Raw genomic sequence first — 17239 nt, forward strand, 5'->3', positions numbered from 1 at the left:
GATGCGTCGTTGGATAATGCATGTTGATATGGATGCTTTCTATGCATCGGTAGAACAACGCGATCATCCCGAGTACAAAGGCCGCCCTGTTATTGTAGGCGGCCTTTCTTTACGTGGCGTAGTAGCAACGGCGTCCTATGAAGCGCGACGGTATGGCGTGCACTCGGCTATGAGTATGGCTAAGGCGCGAGAACTATGCCCGGAGGGAATTTTTCTGCGTCCTCGCTTTTATCATTATCGGGCAATTTCTGAGCAAATTCATCGAATCATGGAACGCTACTCGCCTTATATCGAACCCTTATCGTTGGATGAAGCTTTTCTGGATGTGACGGGGGCAGGCGCACAATTTGCCAGTCCCTATGCTATGGCCCGTCAATTTAAGGATGACGTATTGGCAGCAACGGGATTGGTAGTTTCCGTCGGGGTGGCGCCTAATAAATTTCTGGCTAAGCTGGCTTCGGATATTAGAAAACCGGATGGTCTGGTTATCGTACCGCATGGCAAGGAGGCGGCTATGATAGCGCCTTTACCGGTGCGGCGGTTGTGGGGCGTAGGTAAACGGACGGCACAAGCACTGGAGAAAGCAGGTTTTCATACCATCGGTGATATAGCAGCGCTAAAGGACGAGCGTCCTTTACTTTCTATATGCGGTTCTATGGGACGACGTATGTATGAAATGGCACAAGGGATTGATCATCGGCCGGTGGAATATAACCGCGAGATACAATCCGTAGGTAATGAAGAAACGTATGAAACGGATTTAGTTGATGAAGCACGTATTGATTTAGAATGGCGTTATTTTGCGCATTATGTAGCAGAGCGCCTGCGCAGGAAACGATTGCGCGGGCATACAGTGGCTATCAAAGTGCGCTATGCAAATTTTTCTACCGTAACGCGACAAACGAGATTGGATCATGCCACGGATAGTGAGAATGTATTGTATCGTGTGAGTAGAATGTTGTATAATAGGCTCAACAACACTATGCCGGTACGGCTATTGGGGGTAACTGTAAGTGGCTTGGAAAAGGCGGTTGTTCAGCCATCTTTGTTCGAAGAAGATCGAGCGGAGGAAAAGCTGGCTACCACCCTCGATGAGCTGACAAAGAAGTACGGCACCGAGGTTGTCATGAAGGGCGCGTTGTGGCAACGCAGCGTTGCGTGTAGAAAGGATGGGAAGTTGGATGAGAGAGATGACACATTTTAAATTGAAGTATGGTAAAGGATATGTAGAATTTGATTTACCTAAGGAACGTGTGCTTAACGTGGTGGAAGGTGCGCCGTACCCGGCCTTGGATGATTTGAATGCGGCCTTGATTGAGGCATTGGATCATCCGGTGGGAACTCCGGCATTAAAAGAAATCGTAAAACCCGGCGAATCGGTGTGTGTAGTTGTATCGGATATTACACGTGGGTGGATTCACTATGAACGCTTTTTGCCATATTTGTTAAATTACCTGAATGCGGCCGGTATTCCAGACAAGGATATTTTCTTGCTCATTGCCTACGGTGCGCACCGTTTGCAGACCGAAGCTGAGTCTCGTCTTGAATTCGGTGACGAAGTGGTGGATCGTGTACGCATCGAGCATAGCAGTGGTATCAATCCAGAGAGCAAGTTCCGTCATTTGGGAACGACGTCTCACGGTGTCCCCATCGAGATTAATGAACTTGCGCTAGATGCAGATCGCCTCATTCTTACGGGAGGAATTATTTATCATTTGATGGCCGGCTATGGTGCGGGACGCAAAGCTATTTTGCCGGGGATTTCTTCATACCAAGCGATTCAAAAAAATCATTGCTTATGCTTGCAGGACGAAGTCGGTGGCGGTACCAATCCGGAAATTGTAAGCGGTAACATTGCACATAATATTATGCACGACGACCAGATGGAGCATGGCGAAGCAGCTGATGCTGACTTTTTGGTAAACGTTATTTGCAATGCCGACGGCGAGCACTGCAAATTTGTTACCGGTCATTGGGCCAAGGCCTGGGAACAGGGGACGCAATTGGTAGATGAGATTTACGGTGTGGAGATCTCCGAGAAGGCAGATTGTGTTGTAGCTACCGCTGGCGGGTATCCGAAAGATATCAACCTCTATCAAGGGGTTAAGACGCAGGATAATGCAGTGAAGGCTTGCAAACCGGGCGGCGTAGTCATTTTAATGATGGAGCTAGATGATATCAGTGAACCGGCGGAGTTTATCGATTGGTTTGCTACACAGAACTTATATGACCGTGAAGTAAAATTGCGTGGTGGGTTTACTGTACCGGGCTTTATTTCTTTGCACCTTGGCGAAGATTTTCAAAAATGTAAGCATATTTTAGTGACTAAACCGGAAAATAAAGAAGTGTGCGATCGCGTAGGTATTGAAGTAGTGACCAGCATTGAAGAGGCATTGGCTAAGGCGGAAAAAATTATCGGCAATGATACCTTCACATATAATGTAATGCCTTTGGCCAGCAACACCATGCCTATCGTTAAGAAATAACATGGAACTTAGGTAACATAGATAGGAGAGGTATATATGCATAGTCGACAAGGAATTGTGGGGCCGTCGTTTATCACTTCGGTACGGCGTTCACTACAGAATAAATATAAAGAAGATATTCGTATTCGCAATTTAATAGAAGAATTGGGTGCGGAGAGAGGTCTGAAGCCGGATGAGGCGGAAGTGACCAAACAGGCGCATGATGAAGTGTCGGCACGATTGTACTATACGTCTCTCTTGGATGGCTTATGGCAGGAAATTTATGAAGTGCAGCAAACATTGCAAGGGTTACATGTGTATGACTCATTGGAACGCGAGTTCAGCGACGTAGACGCAGAGAATGAATTTGGCGACAGTATAGATAATGTCATGTTGGAAGATGTGGACATCAATGGACTGGGCGGCGCTGTTCAGGTGCGGGAAGATAGAGCAATGGCAGAGCGTCATGACGGGACGATGACATCACGCACTGCCGGGGATGTCATGCCACGTCATAATAAAAGTGAAGTGGTGACGCGGCAAGATGGTGATGTAGCAGTGCGTCCGGAAAGCGGTGATGTGGCTATGCGCAAGGAAGCGGCGGTGCCGATGACCAAACCGGTAGGGATGCCTGTGGAAAAGGAGAATAATTTACCGACTATGCGGCAGAGTAGTGTACCGGTAAAAACGGGACTTCCCGTTATTGTCGGAGAAGATGCAACAACTATAGATGTAACGGCGCTTATGGAATGCATGGATAGCAAGTCCTTAAAAAAATTAGGTAAGATTCTAAAAAAGGCCGGCCATAAGGCGAAGAAGGCTGAAAAGGCGGCGCATAAAGAAAAGAAGCATGGTAAAAAACATGGAGCCCATGCAAAAGATAAGCCGTGCAAAGGCTGTAAAACAAAATGCAATCCTTGTAAGAAAGATAAAAAATAAAGGCACGCTCTGCCCTACGGGACTATCAAGCAATGGCAATGATAGTCGGTGTAGAGCGGAGCGGCCTTTTCTTTTTATAGCAGTGATTGCTCGTTGGATACGTGCGTTTTAAAATAGTTAACCCACAAGCGTGTGGCGGGGATGATCATGGAGCGTTCATCCCAAACCATACCCAGCACCCAATTGATACAAGGGGTAATAGGAATGATGCGGAAAGCATCTCCCGATAGACGACGGCAAATGGCTTGCGGTAAAATAGCCCCGCCGAGACCGCTCTTGACTAATTCGGTTACAAAATCCCAATTATTACTTTGCGCCACGATGTTGGGGCGTGCACCGATTTCTTGGAAGCGACCGAGGATGATGTCATATAATGAAAAGGACTGTTGGAAGAAGACCAATGGTTCTTTTTTTATTTCCTCCAAGGTGACGCTGGTGTAGTCGGTGAAGGGCGAGTCAGGTGTGACAACATAGCGTAAAGGCTGTTTGGTGAAAATATAGCTCTGTAAATCTGCATCGGCCATAGCCGGCACCGGTAGTGATACGAACCCGACTTGCAAGCGTCCTTCATGAATCAGTTCGGCAATATGATGGGAGCCATGCTCTGTAACCTGTAATGAAATACGAGGATACGCTTTCATAAAATCACGAATCAGCGGTGATAAAAAGGAGGATCCCACCATGGGCGGAATACCTAAGCTTAGGTTACCTTCCTCCGTATCATAATCGCGACTCATTTGATGTTGCAAGGCTTCAAAGCGTTGTACCAGATTTTCTATTTGCGGTAATATGGCTTGAGCATCGGCGGTGAGTTCAATGCGATGGCCGCAGCGTTTGAAAAGCTTGGTATTCCATTCGTTTTCAAGAAGCCGTACCGCTTTTGAGAGAGAAGGTTGGCTTACATGCAGTGCTTGAGCAGCTTTGGTAAAGCTTTTATGCTTGGCTACAGTGACAAAATAAGTAAGATGCGTAATATCCATAGTAAAACTCCTTCGATGATATTCTTTCTTTTATTATAGCCAAAAGGAATATGAGAGTATAGTAAATTTATATTTTTATTATTAAGACAAATGGAGTATCATAAGACAACGGAAAGAGTTGTTAACAAAGAGTAAAACAATATGCTTTGCCGAAGAAGGTTGCAAAGCAGTGGGATTAGGTAGTTAAGGAGCGTGAGGAGCGATGAAGCGCATCGCATTGATTGTGACACAGATTATTGGGCTGGCTATTATCGCCGGCATCGGCAATATGATTACCGAATTATTACATCTTCCCTTACCGGGGACGCTGGTAGGAATGATTTTATTATTTGTTTTATTACTGACCGGTGTGGTTAAGTTGGAATGGTTCGAACAAGGAGCGGCAGTGCTCATTGGTGAGTTGCTCTTATTTTTTATTCCCTCGGCCATCGGCATTATTCAGTATTCGCAGCTTTTCGGATCCACCGGAGCTATGCTGCTCGGTGTTATCGTCACTAGCATCATTACCTTGTTAGCATCGGTAACGGTTATTACATTAAGTATTATGAAATTGCGCAGAAAGGGGTATCGGTTATGGTAAATTACAATATATTCCAGCTCATCAGTATCCATATTATCGAATCCTTGGTGGGCACGTTGGTGCTGTACTATGCGTTTAAAAAGTTATATGAACGGTCCGGCAAAAAATTATATTTAACTCCCTTGCTGGCAGTGCCGGTCGTTATTGGTTTGTTCTTGGTAACTATGCATATTCCCTATAGTACATATCAAGAAGGTAGCCAATATATTTCTTTGATGTTACAGCCGGCGACGGTAGCCTTCGCTGTGCCTTTGTATAAATTCCGTGGCGTTGTTAAGGAATATGCCGTACCGCTTATCGTAGTTATCGGTATGGGATGTTGGGTAGCCTTTTTGGGGTCGATGGGATTGGCAGAAGCTATCGGACTCAGTCCGGAACTGGTGCATAGTATTGCACCGCGTTCCGTGACGACACCGTTAGCATTGGCTGCATCCGATACGTTGGGTGGGGACCCGACGATTACGGCTATCCTTGTTATTGCCACCGGCTTGTTGGGAATGATTATGACAACGATGCTGATCAAACGTCAGCGTATCCATAATCGTTTATTGAAAGGCATGTTATACGGCATTTCCGCACATGGTACGGGAACAGCTAAGGCGTATGAAGACGGTCCGAAGACAGGGGCCATTGCTTCGCTGTCGATGATCTTCATGGGTATTATGACCACCATCATAGCACCAATTGTATCGGCGTTGGCCGGAGTGCTCTAAGAAAAGCTTGTTGTAACAGTGGATGTAAGGGTAATTTGATACAGGTCACCGCAGGGTGATACCTCGCACCGACACTGTCTGTAGAAAACTGCAGACGGTGTCGGTGTTTCTTTCTATACTCTTATATGTTTATTATAAATGGAAAAATGATTTTTTCAGATAGACATACAGGCGAAGCTGTGGTAGAATGTGCCTAATAGGTAGGGTATTTAGAGAAAAAGAGGTGTTACATATGCTAGAGAGCATAGTAAACGGAGTTAATGATGTGTTGTGGGGATATGTATTAATTTACGCCTTGGTAGGAGTAGGCGTATTTTTTACTATCTACTTGGGCTGTCCGCAGCTGATTCGATTCGGGCCGGCCGTGCGTCAGGTATTCGGTCGTTTATACAAGGAGCATCCGACGGATCGTGACGGTCACTCCATTTCGTCGTTTCAAGCGTTGGCAGTAGCTATTTCGGCGCAGGTAGGGACAGGTAATATTGCCGGTGTAGCTACGGCAATCATGGCCGGTGGTCCCGGTGCTATTTTCTGGATGTGGGTCAGTGCCTTGTTCGGGATGAGTACTATTTTTGCCGAAGCAATGCTGGCGCAGCAATATCGCAAAGAGGTGGCCGGTAAATTTATCGGTGGCCCGGCGTTTTATATTTCAAAGGGTCTTGCCGGTATTGTTGGACAAGGCACGGCACGGTTCATGGCAGGCTTCTTTGCAGTAGCAATTATTATTGCATTGGGATTTATTGGCAACATGGTGCAATCCAATTCAATGGCATCGGCCGTGCAGAATGCATTTGATATCAATCCGTTATACGTGGGCGTGATTATTGCTATATTGGCCGGATTGATTTTTATCGGTGGTATCAGTCGCATTGCTCGCGTTGCTCAGTTGGTGGTTCCTTTTATGGCATTCATCTATATTGTGTTGGCCATTATTATTTTAGTGACGTATCGATCGGAAATCGGACCGATGTTTGAACATATTATCGTAGGTGCTTTTAATCCGGAAGCCATCGGCGGTGGTGTACTGGGGGTTACCATGAAGGAAGCAATTCGCTTTGGTGTCGCCCGCGGTCTTTTCTCGAATGAAGCCGGTATGGGTTCTACACCGCATGCGCATGCTACCGCTTTAGTAGCACATCCGGTATTGCAAGGCTTTACGGCGTTTATCGGCGTGTTTGTAGATACGATGGTAATTTGTACGGCAACGGCATTAATTATTTTGTTGACCGGTGCCAATCAGTTAGGTCTTGATGGTCCGTTGGTAACGCAACAAGCTTTCCAAATTGCCTTTGGTGATGTGGGACCGAAGCTTATTGCTGTTTGTTTATTGTTCTTTGCGTTTACTACTGTCATCGGTTGGTACTATTTCGGTGAGTCCAATATCCGTTACCTCATTGCATCGCCGAAAGGGGTAGCGGTATATCGCGTATTGGTATTACTCTTTATCATCGTAGGTACGTTGGGAAAGGTAGATCTCGTGTGGAGTCTCAGTGACCTCTTCAACGGTATTATGGTAATCCCGAACTTGATTGCTCTTATTTTACTTCGCAAGGAAATAAAACATATTCTTCGTGACTATGATCGACGTCGCCAAGGAAAGGTGCCGGTGTATCATTATCCGAAGGTGGAAACGGAACGATAAAATTTCAAGTGGCACAGCTGCTCCAAATACGCTACAATAAAAGCCAAAGGAGTGGTATTGGATGCAGTTTAAAATCAGAAATTTTTTTCGCAGTCATCATACGAATGACTTATACAATAATATGGACATTTATACCATCATTCAGTTGGTAATTAAGGGTGCCTTGGTGGGGATGGCCGCCGGTTTTTTCGGAGCTACCTTTCGCTATTTTATTCATTACGGTGAGGAAGTACGCCGTGTGTACATGATGAATACGGATTGGCTCAGTATAAGCTGTTGGGTAGTGCTCATGATTATCTTAGGTTGGATTTGTGCGAAGCTACTACGCTGGGCACCGCTGTCCGGCGGGTCCGGGATTCCTCAAATCGAAGGTGAAATGATGGGTATCTTTGATATGAATCCATATCGTACGCTAGTGTCCAAGTATTTAGGCGGAATCTTTAATGGCCTGTGCGGATTTTCTGTCGGTCGTGAAGGTCCGTCGGTGCAACTGGGTGGTTCGGTAGGAAAAATTTTAGCCTATTGGTTTAAAAGTCCTCTTCGCGAGGAGCGCATCCTCACTTCGGCAGGGGCAGCTGCCGGTTTAACGGCAGCTTTCAGTGCTCCGGTGTCGGGAGCCATCTTTGTTTTTGAAGAGGTACATAAAAGTTTTTATCCCATGTTGGTGATTCCCACCTTTACGGCAGCGTTGATGTCTAATTTCGTTACCAGCACTATTTTTGGTTTGCAACCATCGTTAGGCTTTACAGTTATGACCGGACTTCCCTTGTCGTCCTTTTCCTATTTATTACTTCTCGGTGTGGTGATGGGACTTATCGGGGTGGCGTTTAACCGCACAATTTTGTTGGGGAAGAGATTGTTTAGCCGTTGGTCGGCCGGTGGTACGGTGAAAATTATAACTACCTTCTTGGTGGTAACCATGATTGGTTATGATTCACAACTGCTTCTCGGAGGCGGCAATGATTTGGTAGGACAGCTATCGGCAGAGCATTTGGGATTGTGGCTGCTGGTAGGTATTGTGGTAGGTAAGATTTTGCTGACTGCGTTGTGCTATGGCAGTGGTGCACAAGGCGGGATTTTTTTACCGATGCTTGTTATCGGGGCAGCTGCCGGGGCCTTGGTACAAGCTGTTTTGGTCACGGCAGGATTGATGGATCAAGCCTATTTGGGAAATTTTGTCATCTGCGCCATGGGAGGTATGTTGGCTGCGGCTATGCGTACTCCTTTGCTGTCGATTCTGTTAGTCTTGGAGATGACGAATAGTTTTCATAGTATTTATTCCGTCGGCACGGTAGCTATCGTGGCATACTTGACCGCTGAATTGTGCAAGGAAGCGCCGATTTATGATTCCTTGTTGGAAATGATGGCCGGGCCGGCAGAAAAGACAGATGCGGTACAAACCTTTTTTGAAACGAAAATTCCTGTTGTCAGCGGGATTACCGGTAAAGAGTTACGCACTTTGAATATGCCGGAGGGAACAATTATCGTCAGCATTGCCCGGCGCGGCATGCACTTGGTACCGTTAGGTGATACTAAGCTGGAAGCCGGCGATGAGTTGTATATTTCATGTCGGCGCGGCAGGCTGGAGGCAGCGAAAAAATATTTCACCCAATCGTAGTCGATATATGCAAGTAGCTTTTCCCTGCTTTTATTTGTACGGTATGTTTGGTTAGCATGTAACGTAGTAGCAATGAAGGTATCATCATAGAAGTGTTTGCTCTGTTGTGATGAAATAATTAGTTATAAAAAAGGCTGTAATGAAATGAGTTGTGTATCTCAGATCGTTACAGCCTCTTATTTTGTAAGCATATTTTGTTGTATTCCGTAAAAGTATATTATAAGGAAAAGATAAGACATTATAGCAAGTGATTTATGGTATAACTCAAACTTCCCACATGAAAAACATGAGCTTTTCCCATAACCATACGGCTCTCAGCAACAAGCATTATCAAGCCGCAGACTTTTGTAGTGCACTACGCATATATTCCGGTAGTCTGTTGACGAAATCCTGTGCAATTACTTGCAGCTGTTTATCGGTCGCATGGAACACCGTCTTGATACTAGCCAGCATCACCTCCTGCAAAATCATCATGGACTGCTGGAACGTTACGTCGGCTATTTCCTTCACCATCAGATAGAACAGTTCGCCGATGGCGCGCTCATCCTCATCCTTCCGCTTTGTCACAGATAGCATCATGTAACGCGTAAAGACAAACGCCACATGTGCGGTAAGCGCATCATAGGACAGCCCGTGATAGCTGCACAGATGCAGATAGCTCTTGCATGTCTTGAAGAACACCTCGATGTCCCAGCGTCTCCCGTAAAGGCGGATGATTTCCTCCTCACTGAGGCTCATATCCGTGCTGATGATGGCAATCCAATCCTTCCGATTCTGACGATTACGCACGCAGACAATTCTCGCCTCAGCTGTTTCCTCACGGCCCTCCGCGTCCTTCGCTGAAATTTTCACAGGGACAGACAGGAGGTACCTGGAACGCCCGCGCCGCTTCTTACAAGCGGCAAAAATCTGCTTGACGGTCATACGTTTCCCCTCAAACTCATAGTGACGCTTGGAACTTCGCTTGATCATGGCGATGGTATGAAGCTTGAGCGCAAGGACATCGAGCAACTGCCGCGGGCTGGAAAACCAGCTGTCAAAGAGGACGTAGCGCGCGGAAGCCCCTGCGTCAAGTGCCTCCTTCAGCAAGTGGATCATGACAGTCGTGGCTTTCTCACATGCCATCTCTTGGCGTTTATGTGAGAGCGTCCGGCGGTCAAAGGAACATCTCTTGCCGAGAATGTTCTCGTCCTTCGTCGAGGAGAGCAGCACGGAATTCACAGGGAGGAAGGAAGCGCCATCTGTCCAGCCAAGCGTCAAGAGGCGGAATCCCTTCTTGTATCGCATGGATACATGGTCGAATACACGAGCCGCAAGCTCTGTGCGCTTGTAACCGGCACGCTCGTAAAGAGAATCATCGATGACGAAGCACTCCCTCCGATTCTCGGAAGTCAGTGGCTTCAGGAACTGCTCGATAATCCTCACAGCCAGTCGTGTTGTGAAATGCAGCCAGTTCACATGAGGATTGGAAAGAAAACGGTAATACGTGTTCTTGGAAAAGCAGCCCCGCAGCTCCTGCATGCGTTGCTGCATGTAGAAGCTAGAAGATCGGAAGGCATTGCCGAGGATGTAGGCGAAAAGGAATTCGACGGAAATGCCTTTCGTCTTGACGCAGCCACAGGCACGGAATAAGCGGATGACCTGAAAATCTGAAAGAAAGCGAGAGATAGAATTGGCAACCTGGTTTTCAACTGGATGATTTGATGATAGAATAGACATAGCGTAAAGCTCCTTTTCGGATGGTTTGTTGCTATATCTATTTTCGACAAGGATAGGCTTTACGCCTTTTTATTTCCCCGAAATCCTTTTGCTGGTCTCATATGAACAGTGTTGGTGATGTGGGAAGTTTGAGGTATAATCAAAATACAATTTAATAACCATATACAGCTGATAACAAGTGTGCGAGTGATTGAGTGAAAAGGAGGATTGTATATGGATGCTGCAGTAATGGGGCTTGGTGTATCGCCGATAGAAATTATCGAGTTAATTGCATTAGGCGTAGTCGTGGCTGCGTTAGGCACGTTAATCGGTGCCGGCGGCGGAATTATTTTTGTACCGGTGTTCTTATATATGTTTCCGGATTGGTCACCGGCGATGGTAGTCGGTACATCCCTGTTGGCGGTTATGTGTAATGCCATATCTGGTTCGTGGGCATATGTACGACAAAAAAAGGTATTATATAGCGCTGCTATTATTTTCAGTATTGCCACATTCCCTGGGTCGTACATCGGTGCACAGGCATCGGGAAGTTTTAATGAAATGACGTTCCGATTCTGGTTCGGGCTATTCCTTTTGTGTATGTCAGTACTTATCGGGTATAAGAATTGGAAGAAGGGCGAACGCAAGGAGGAAAAGCTGACTCGTGAAGAGTTGACCTATAACAAACCCTTGGGGATAGGTATCAGTGCTATTGTAGGTTTTATCTCCAGTATCTTCGGTATCGGCGGTGGATTGATTCACGTGCCGGCGCTTATTTATTTAATGGGATTCCCTACGCATATGGCAACGGCGACGAGTCATTTTATTTTGGCAGTATCGACTATGGTGGGGGTAGCATCTCATTTTATATTTGGTCATATCCAGTTTGCCGTAGGGATTCCTTGCAGTATCGGTGCCATTTTCGGAGCCCAGTTGGGTGCGCAGATTTCTAAGCGCATGAAGGCAACCTCTATTTTAATGGTATTGTCCATTGGTGTCGGTGCATTGGCATTGCGCCTGATTTATACATCTCACATGTTTTTTTAAGGAGCGAATTTGGTAATGAAGCAAAAGAAACAACGCAAGCAAGCTATACCGGTAGTAAAGGATACAGTAGGTGTAGCGGTGCGCGTCGTATTACAAATTTTGTATGTCGTTCTGGCGTACCTGTTTTATATGGACTATGAGGTCACCTTATTGGCCGGATTGTCACTGTTGGCGGCGGTTATCGGCGGGGGCTATTGGGCACTGCGAAAACGGGCATTGGCAACTAATCGGCATATGGCCGATACATGTCGTTTTATTGTAGCGTATGTAACAACTCTGCTGGCTGTGTTCTTTTATTCGTTGGCCATGTATCGCTCCGATCAGTTGAATGATATTTCAAAAGCGATTATTATAGTCGCTTCGTTGTTCGTGTTTTATTGTATTCGGACAGCGACTAAAGGAATGTTTATAAAAAAATAATTTGACATATTAAATAGGCTATCATCACTTTTGGGGGAGCCAGTCTTGCTAAGACTCCCTTAAATAGTGATGATAGCCTATTTTTCTATGCGATATTTTCTTGAGTATGGAGCGGAGATGCGAAAGGCCTACAGCATAGTATTGAAGGCCTTCTGTTATTCTACGGGGTGTGTTTATTTACAAAATGCGTTCCGGTGCACGACTGGCGAGAATTTTATAGGCTAAAGGGGAGACCTTTAAAATTTCACAATCCTCCGGCGCAAGCTTGGTACGAATAGCCGCATCATGGTTGTTTAATAATTTAGCAGCCCAGTTTGGATCGATTAAGGCGGAGCCGCCTACGGCTGCCATATCAGAGTTCGTTAAGGCTTCTTCCACATCGCTGCGAGTTTGAATGTTACCAACGGAAATAATCGGTAAGCGACCGTTCACGGTTTCGTTGATGTAGGCAAGAATGGATTTATCCGTATACCCCTGTTCGGTAGCTACGCTGCCAATATGACTTTGGGAAATGTGCAGATAATCCAACTGCAAGGAAGCGAGTTTATCTACCAGATATAAGGTGTCCTTCAGTGTAATCCCCGGTGTCCATTGTTCGCGCGGCGATAAACGATAGCCAACAATAAAATCCTTACGACCGGCTTCGCGGGCAGCACAGAGTACAGCTTCTACTACGGCCAAGGGGAACGCAGCACGTTTTTCTAAGGAGCCGCCCCAACGATCGGTACGCGTATTGGAATGGGGAGAGAAGAATTGATGAATTAAATAGTTGTTGGCTCCATGAATTTCTACACCGTCAAAGCCGGCTTTGATGGCACGGATTGTGGCGGCCTTAAAGTTTTTAATTACATCCGTAATTTCTTCTTCGGTTAGCGGGCGGGGTGTGCGATACCCTTCGAGAGGGGCAGCCACATCACCGGCCGATACGAGATCGTGACCGAAGATAGCATCAGCCTCTGCCATACGACCGGCATGGAAAATTTGCATAATAGCTTTAGTGCCGTTCCGTTTCATAGCGGCAGCCATTTTTGATAAGCCGGGAATGAACGAGTCGTCGTAAATTGCTTCTTCACCGAGCCAACCACGACCGTTCGGTTGAATGTAGGAGCATCCGGCAATGTACATACCGACAGCACCGGTGCGGGATGCATAGTAGTCAACTTCTTGCGGTGTTACATAACCGTTAGCATCGCTTAGACATACGGTGAGCGGTGCTATAACCAAACGATTTTTAAGCGTAGCCCCATTGGGTAACGTTACAGTATCTGTTAATGTGTGCATAGTATCACCTCGTAATTTAGGTAGGAAAAAATTATTTGAAATGTATACTGTCAAAATGAAAGCAATGTGCATTGCTATGGGTAATTACTCAAATCTGATAGCATACATATAAATTGTTTACAATGATATTCTAACATGGATGAAAGCATAAGAAAAGAAGGGGGTATGGGTATATACTCCCTTCTTTTTGTGGTTATGTTTTTGGCTATACGGTTATATCGTGTAGCAGTGATTACTTATTGTAATTCTTTTAAAAGAGCAACGAGGTACGTGAATATGCGTTCCACGGAAGGAACACTGACACGTTCCTGCGGTGTATGGGCATGCGTGATAGTAGGTCCGAAGCTAATCATCTGCGTATTTGGTAACGCAGCACTTAAAAGACCGCATTCCAAGCCGGCGTGAATAGCGGTTACGGTCGGTTCATGTCCGGTCACTTGTTTGTACACGGCGATAGCTTGTTCTTCCAACTTGCTGCCGCGAGAATATTCCCAAGCCGGATAGCCGCCGGCTACCGTTGCCTTGGCACCGAGACTCTGTGCTAAGAGAGTAATTTTGCCGGTTAAGTATGTAAGAGCGTGTTCGGATAAGCTGCGGATGGAAATGAGAATAGATAGTGTAGCGCCGTTATCTTTGACAATGGCCAGATTATTACTGGTTTCTACAAGATTATCTAAGGAGTGGCTCATGCCGAATACACCATTTGGAGCAAGATAGAGGAAGAAAATGAGTTTTTGTGCTGTTTCGATGGTATATACCTCAGCCGGTACGTCCGTAGGTTCGATGCGTATGGAAATATCCGGATCCTGCGGTGTAAATTCCTGACGGAACTGAGCGGCAGCTTCGGTGAGTGCTTTGGTTACGGCCGGGACGTCAGCGGATTTAAGAACGATTTGCGCATGGGAATTGCGCGGAATAGCATTGTGTTTTGTACCGCCTTCAAAGAAGGCAAGCTGGAAATCAAACTGTTGGCGAAGATCTAAGAGTAAACGTGCCAACACCTGATTGCCATTGGCGCGTTCTTTGTGGATTTCAATACCGGAATGACCGCCGAGTAATCCTTCCATATAAAGGTTTAAAGCCGCATCATAAGCAGACGGGCAGGCTTCGCGTTCAGCCGGTACGTCTACTTCTACGCGGCAACCGCCGGCACAGCTAACGATGAACTCACCTTCTACTTCGGTGTCGATATTCAAAAGATATTGGCCGTGAAGGTGTTCTCCTTTTACGGCCAATGCACCATCCATACCAGTTTCTTCGGCAGTGGTGAACAAGCATTCCAGGGGACCATGCTGAATTGTATCGGAATCGAGGACCGCAAGTGACATGGCTACGGCAATGCCGTTATCTGCTCCTAAGGTAGTGCCGTTAGCATGGAGCCATTCACCGTCCATGATATGTTCGATAGGATCCTTAGTAAAATCATGGGTGGAGTCAGCCGCTTTTTCGCAGACCATATCCATGTGGCCTTGCAGAATGACAGCCGGGCGATCTTCATAACCGGCGGTAGCCGGTTTGCGAATAATAACATTGTTGGCTTCGTCTTGTAGTACATCCAGATTGCGATCCTTGGCAAATTGTACGAGCCAATCGCTGACAGCTTTTTCGTTGCCGGACCCACGCGGAATTTGGTTCATTGCTTTGAAATATTCTATTACCTTGTTTGCGTCCATAGTAGTTACTCCTTTTTTATGATGTGTAGTGTAAACGTAGTTTATATAGGCCATGACATATCCTGTAGATAGCATACGCATCTCGCCATATATGACTAACGTCTTAATAGATACATCTTCACTATACCACATTACAGGCTTTTTGTGACATTAATTTTCAGTATACAACGAGAGGTTGATACCTGTTATAATAGAAAATAATACTGAGGCTACATATACTCGTATGATTGTACACCGTATAAGTAGGTGCTTCGTTATATGGTGACATAGCCGGAAAGGTAGGGAGAGGGCATGACTTATGATAAAAAAGTAATTATTATCGGTACCGGCGGAACGATTGCCGGGCGTAGCGGAGCGGCTGAGGATTTGACGGGGTATCATGCCGGCGAATTGTCGGTGGAGTCCTTGTTGTCATCAGTGCCGGGCTTGATGCAGTACGGACCGTTCGAGTGTGAACAGTTTTCCAATATAGATAGCTCGGACATTACGGTAGAGCATTGGGTGCGACTGGCGGCAACGGTGCAGCGTTATGTCGATGATGATACGGTGGCAGGTATTGTGATTACACATGGTACGGACAGTATGGAGGAAACAGCATATTTTCTCCACTTAACGGTGGACACGGATAAACCTGTGGTACTGACGGGATCCATGCGACCGGCTACGGCCATCAGTGCCGATGGGCCGCTGAATTTATTGATGGCAGTACAAACGGTACGGTCCGAGGCTTCCCGAGGAAAGGGAATTATCGTAGCGTTAAACGGATACCTGGATTGTGCTCGCGAAGTGGCAAAGCTGCACACTACGGATGTGGCCACCTTCGGCAACGATTATTTTGGACATATGGGACTGGTACAGGATGGCATTCCTTTTTACTATTACGAACCGCTGCGTCGACACACGAAACATAGCGAGTTTGCACGCCTGGGCGAACAGACATTGCCGCAGGTTGAAATTCTGTATTTGTACGGTGGCATTGAAGAGAATTTTGTAGCAGCTGTTCTTAGCCAGCGTTTAGACGGCTTAGTAGTGGCCGGTCTTGGCCACGGGATTATACCGCAACGCATAGAATCGCAGTTATCATCGCTTACTATCCCGATTGTGCGTGCATCCAAAACTGGGCATGGTATGGTATCGCCTATGAAAAACGATAGCCTACACGGTATGGTGGCAGCAGATACATTGACGCCGGTGAAGGCGCGTATTCTCCTCATGTTGGGACTTACGAAAACGCGACGTATCGATGAATTGCAATCTATGTTTGGTACGTATTAATAATAGAGAAAGGGAGGCAACCCGTGTCGAAATCATGTCATTCATAAGACTTGATTTTCATATACGGGATACCTCCCCTTTTTGCTATTTTACATTTTCCACGCAACGAGCCAAGGCAAGGCGTACGGCTTTGGCTAATGTATCTCCGAAAAGGGAGAAGGTGCCGGCATCGGTAAGAATTTCACCGCCGGTATCAATGGTGAGTATTACGCCGTCCGTAGCGGTACCTGTAGCTATGTTGTGACTGACTACGCTCGTTTTACCGGCATCGGCTAAGGCGGCTGCTTTAGCTTCCGTTGCCGTGATGAGCGCGCGTACCATGGCACCGTCGGTTAAAGCTTTGTTGGTAAAAATCAGCAAATTGATAGTACCCGGACTATGAAAGGAACCATCGGCTTCTTCGTAAAGATAGCCGTCGCCGGCGCGATGAGCGGTAGCTTCAAAGCCGGCAGTAGCAATTACTTCTACAATAACCGAGCCTTGCTCCACTTTGGCATACGCATGTTTTTCCATAGAAGCACTTGTTAAGAGACCGGAACAGAAATTGACGGGCAAGTCGACTTGCTCGAATTCTGCGGCTAAATAGTTAGCCGCAGAGCCACCGGGTAATTCCTTTTCTGTTTCTACAAAGAAGGCTAATTGCTGATTGCGTACGGCCATGACGTGGTGCAGGCCACCGTGTAAAGGGCCGGTGCAGATAGCGTAGTGAATCGTATCAAAATCTACCGTAATAGAATTTATTGTGGTTGTTACACGACCTCCGGTGATAAGTTCAGTAGGAGCCGTGTAGGGATTTGTTTGCATTGTTAATACCTCGCGTCATTGTATAAATGATGTATAATAGTAGATATTGTATTACTTTTATCTTACTCGTTTTTATATAGTTTGTCATTAGGGTATCGCGGAAA

General features: G+C 46.3%; 15 protein-coding genes. 10 read left to right on the forward strand and 5 right to left on the reverse strand.

Annotated features, from left to right (window positions below):
* The first annotated feature begins 1 nt into the window (after position 1).
* From Q5873_RS02690 to Q5873_RS02700, 3 genes are read left to right on the forward strand one after another with little or no spacing between them, the layout of a single operon-like run.
* Positions 2–1204 (forward strand): DNA polymerase IV, encoded by a 1203-nt coding sequence (locus Q5873_RS02690; RefSeq protein WP_205087524.1) that lies wholly within the window; start codon positions 2–4, stop codon positions 1202–1204.
* Positions 1182–2486: an NPN-dependent 2-hydroxyacid racemase, LarAH10 family gene (larA, locus tag Q5873_RS02695; RefSeq protein WP_239447776.1), complete on the forward strand. Its 1305-nt coding sequence runs from the start codon at positions 1182–1184 to the stop codon at positions 2484–2486. Before Q5873_RS02690 ends, larA begins: the two co-directional genes overlap by 23 nt.
* A gap of 36 nt (positions 2487–2522) precedes the next feature.
* Entirely contained in the window at positions 2523–3404 is an 882-nt protein-coding gene (locus tag Q5873_RS02700) for a hypothetical protein (RefSeq protein WP_303059140.1), read from the forward strand.
* 74 nt (positions 3405–3478) lie between these two features.
* Here the strand turns inward: Q5873_RS02700 and Q5873_RS02705 are convergent, their stop codons facing one another.
* Positions 3479–4384, reverse strand: a complete 906-nt coding sequence (locus Q5873_RS02705) for a LysR family transcriptional regulator (RefSeq protein ID WP_303059141.1) — start codon at positions 4382–4384, stop codon at positions 3479–3481.
* Between the two features lie 202 nt (positions 4385–4586).
* On the opposite strand from Q5873_RS02705, the gene Q5873_RS02710 reads away from it, so the two are divergent.
* The 4 genes from Q5873_RS02710 (at position 4587) to Q5873_RS02725 (ending at position 8937) form a co-directional block, all read left to right on the forward strand.
* The gene (locus tag Q5873_RS02710; protein ID WP_028254451.1) at positions 4587–4964 is read left to right on the forward strand and encodes a CidA/LrgA family protein; all 378 of its coding nucleotides are present in this window, start codon (positions 4587–4589) and stop codon (positions 4962–4964) included.
* Positions 4958–5677, forward strand: coding sequence for an LrgB family protein (locus Q5873_RS02715; protein ID WP_276626331.1), 720 nt, complete (start codon positions 4958–4960; stop codon positions 5675–5677). The genes Q5873_RS02710 and Q5873_RS02715 overlap by 7 nt, the downstream gene beginning before the upstream one ends.
* 232 nt (positions 5678–5909) lie before the next feature.
* Positions 5910–7319, forward strand: a complete 1410-nt coding sequence (locus Q5873_RS02720) for an alanine/glycine:cation symporter family protein (protein ID WP_303059142.1) — start codon at positions 5910–5912, stop codon at positions 7317–7319.
* A 61-nt stretch (positions 7320–7380) separates the two neighbouring features.
* Positions 7381–8937 (forward strand): ClC family H(+)/Cl(-) exchange transporter, encoded by a 1557-nt coding sequence (locus Q5873_RS02725; RefSeq protein ID WP_303059143.1) that lies wholly within the window; start codon positions 7381–7383, stop codon positions 8935–8937.
* A gap of 330 nt (positions 8938–9267) precedes the next feature.
* Here the strand turns inward: Q5873_RS02725 and Q5873_RS02730 are convergent, their stop codons facing one another.
* Positions 9268–10656, reverse strand: coding sequence for an IS4 family transposase (locus Q5873_RS02730; RefSeq protein WP_303059144.1), 1389 nt, complete (start codon positions 10654–10656; stop codon positions 9268–9270).
* A 228-nt stretch (positions 10657–10884) separates the two neighbouring features.
* Here Q5873_RS02730 and Q5873_RS02735 point away from each other — a divergent pair, with 228 nt between their 5' ends.
* Together Q5873_RS02735 and Q5873_RS02740 are read left to right on the forward strand one after the other, a co-directional pair.
* Positions 10885–11682, forward strand: coding sequence for a sulfite exporter TauE/SafE family protein (locus Q5873_RS02735; RefSeq protein WP_038154626.1), 798 nt, complete (start codon positions 10885–10887; stop codon positions 11680–11682).
* Positions 11683–11697: 15 nt separating this feature from the next.
* Positions 11698–12102, forward strand: coding sequence for a hypothetical protein (locus Q5873_RS02740; RefSeq protein WP_288758804.1), 405 nt, complete (start codon positions 11698–11700; stop codon positions 12100–12102).
* Between the two features lie 177 nt (positions 12103–12279).
* Here Q5873_RS02740 and Q5873_RS02745 read toward each other — a convergent pair whose 3' ends face one another.
* Together Q5873_RS02745 and Q5873_RS02750 are read right to left on the reverse strand one after the other, a co-directional pair.
* Positions 12280–13383: an NADH-dependent flavin oxidoreductase gene (locus tag Q5873_RS02745; protein WP_303059145.1), complete on the reverse strand. Its 1104-nt coding sequence runs from the start codon at positions 13381–13383 to the stop codon at positions 12280–12282.
* 236 nt (positions 13384–13619) lie between these two features.
* Positions 13620–15056, reverse strand: coding sequence for an aminoacyl-histidine dipeptidase (locus tag Q5873_RS02750; protein ID WP_303059146.1), 1437 nt, complete (start codon positions 15054–15056; stop codon positions 13620–13622).
* Positions 15057–15347: 291 nt separating this feature from the next.
* On the opposite strand from Q5873_RS02750, the gene Q5873_RS02755 reads away from it, so the two are divergent.
* Entirely contained in the window at positions 15348–16331 is a 984-nt protein-coding gene (locus Q5873_RS02755) for an asparaginase (RefSeq protein ID WP_303059147.1), read from the forward strand.
* Between the two features lie 84 nt (positions 16332–16415).
* On the opposite strand, the gene Q5873_RS02760 is transcribed toward Q5873_RS02755, so the two are convergent.
* Positions 16416–17135 (reverse strand): adenosylcobinamide amidohydrolase, encoded by a 720-nt coding sequence (locus Q5873_RS02760; protein WP_303059148.1) that lies wholly within the window; start codon positions 17133–17135, stop codon positions 16416–16418.
* Between the last annotated feature and the right edge of the window lie 104 nt (positions 17136–17239).

This window comes from Veillonella magna, from assembly GCF_959600285.1.
Classification (GTDB): domain Bacteria; phylum Bacillota; class Negativicutes; order Veillonellales; family Veillonellaceae; genus Veillonella_A; species Veillonella_A magna.

Coding starts and splice junctions, on each gene's coding strand:
- Q5873_RS02690 (WP_205087524.1), top strand. CDS start 2: ATGCGTCGTTGGATAATGCATGTTGATATGGATGCTTTCTATGCATCG.
- larA (WP_239447776.1), top strand. CDS start 1,182: ATGAGAGAGATGACACATTTTAAATTGAAGTATGGTAAAGGATATGTA.
- Q5873_RS02700 (WP_303059140.1), top strand. CDS start 2,523: ATGCATAGTCGACAAGGAATTGTGGGGCCGTCGTTTATCACTTCGGTA.
- Q5873_RS02705 (WP_303059141.1), bottom strand. CDS start 4,384: ATGGATATTACGCATCTTACTTATTTTGTCACTGTAGCCAAGCATAAA.
- Q5873_RS02710 (WP_028254451.1), top strand. CDS start 4,587: ATGAAGCGCATCGCATTGATTGTGACACAGATTATTGGGCTGGCTATT.
- Q5873_RS02715 (WP_276626331.1), top strand. CDS start 4,958: ATGGTAAATTACAATATATTCCAGCTCATCAGTATCCATATTATCGAA.
- Q5873_RS02720 (WP_303059142.1), top strand. CDS start 5,910: ATGCTAGAGAGCATAGTAAACGGAGTTAATGATGTGTTGTGGGGATAT.
- Q5873_RS02725 (WP_303059143.1), top strand. CDS start 7,381: ATGCAGTTTAAAATCAGAAATTTTTTTCGCAGTCATCATACGAATGAC.
- Q5873_RS02730 (WP_303059144.1), bottom strand. CDS start 10,656: ATGTCTATTCTATCATCAAATCATCCAGTTGAAAACCAGGTTGCCAAT.
- Q5873_RS02735 (WP_038154626.1), top strand. CDS start 10,885: ATGGGGCTTGGTGTATCGCCGATAGAAATTATCGAGTTAATTGCATTA.
- Q5873_RS02740 (WP_288758804.1), top strand. CDS start 11,698: ATGAAGCAAAAGAAACAACGCAAGCAAGCTATACCGGTAGTAAAGGAT.
- Q5873_RS02745 (WP_303059145.1), bottom strand. CDS start 13,383: ATGCACACATTAACAGATACTGTAACGTTACCCAATGGGGCTACGCTT.
- Q5873_RS02750 (WP_303059146.1), bottom strand. CDS start 15,056: ATGGACGCAAACAAGGTAATAGAATATTTCAAAGCAATGAACCAAATT.
- Q5873_RS02755 (WP_303059147.1), top strand. CDS start 15,348: ATGACTTATGATAAAAAAGTAATTATTATCGGTACCGGCGGAACGATT.
- Q5873_RS02760 (WP_303059148.1), bottom strand. CDS start 17,135: ATGCAAACAAATCCCTACACGGCTCCTACTGAACTTATCACCGGAGGT.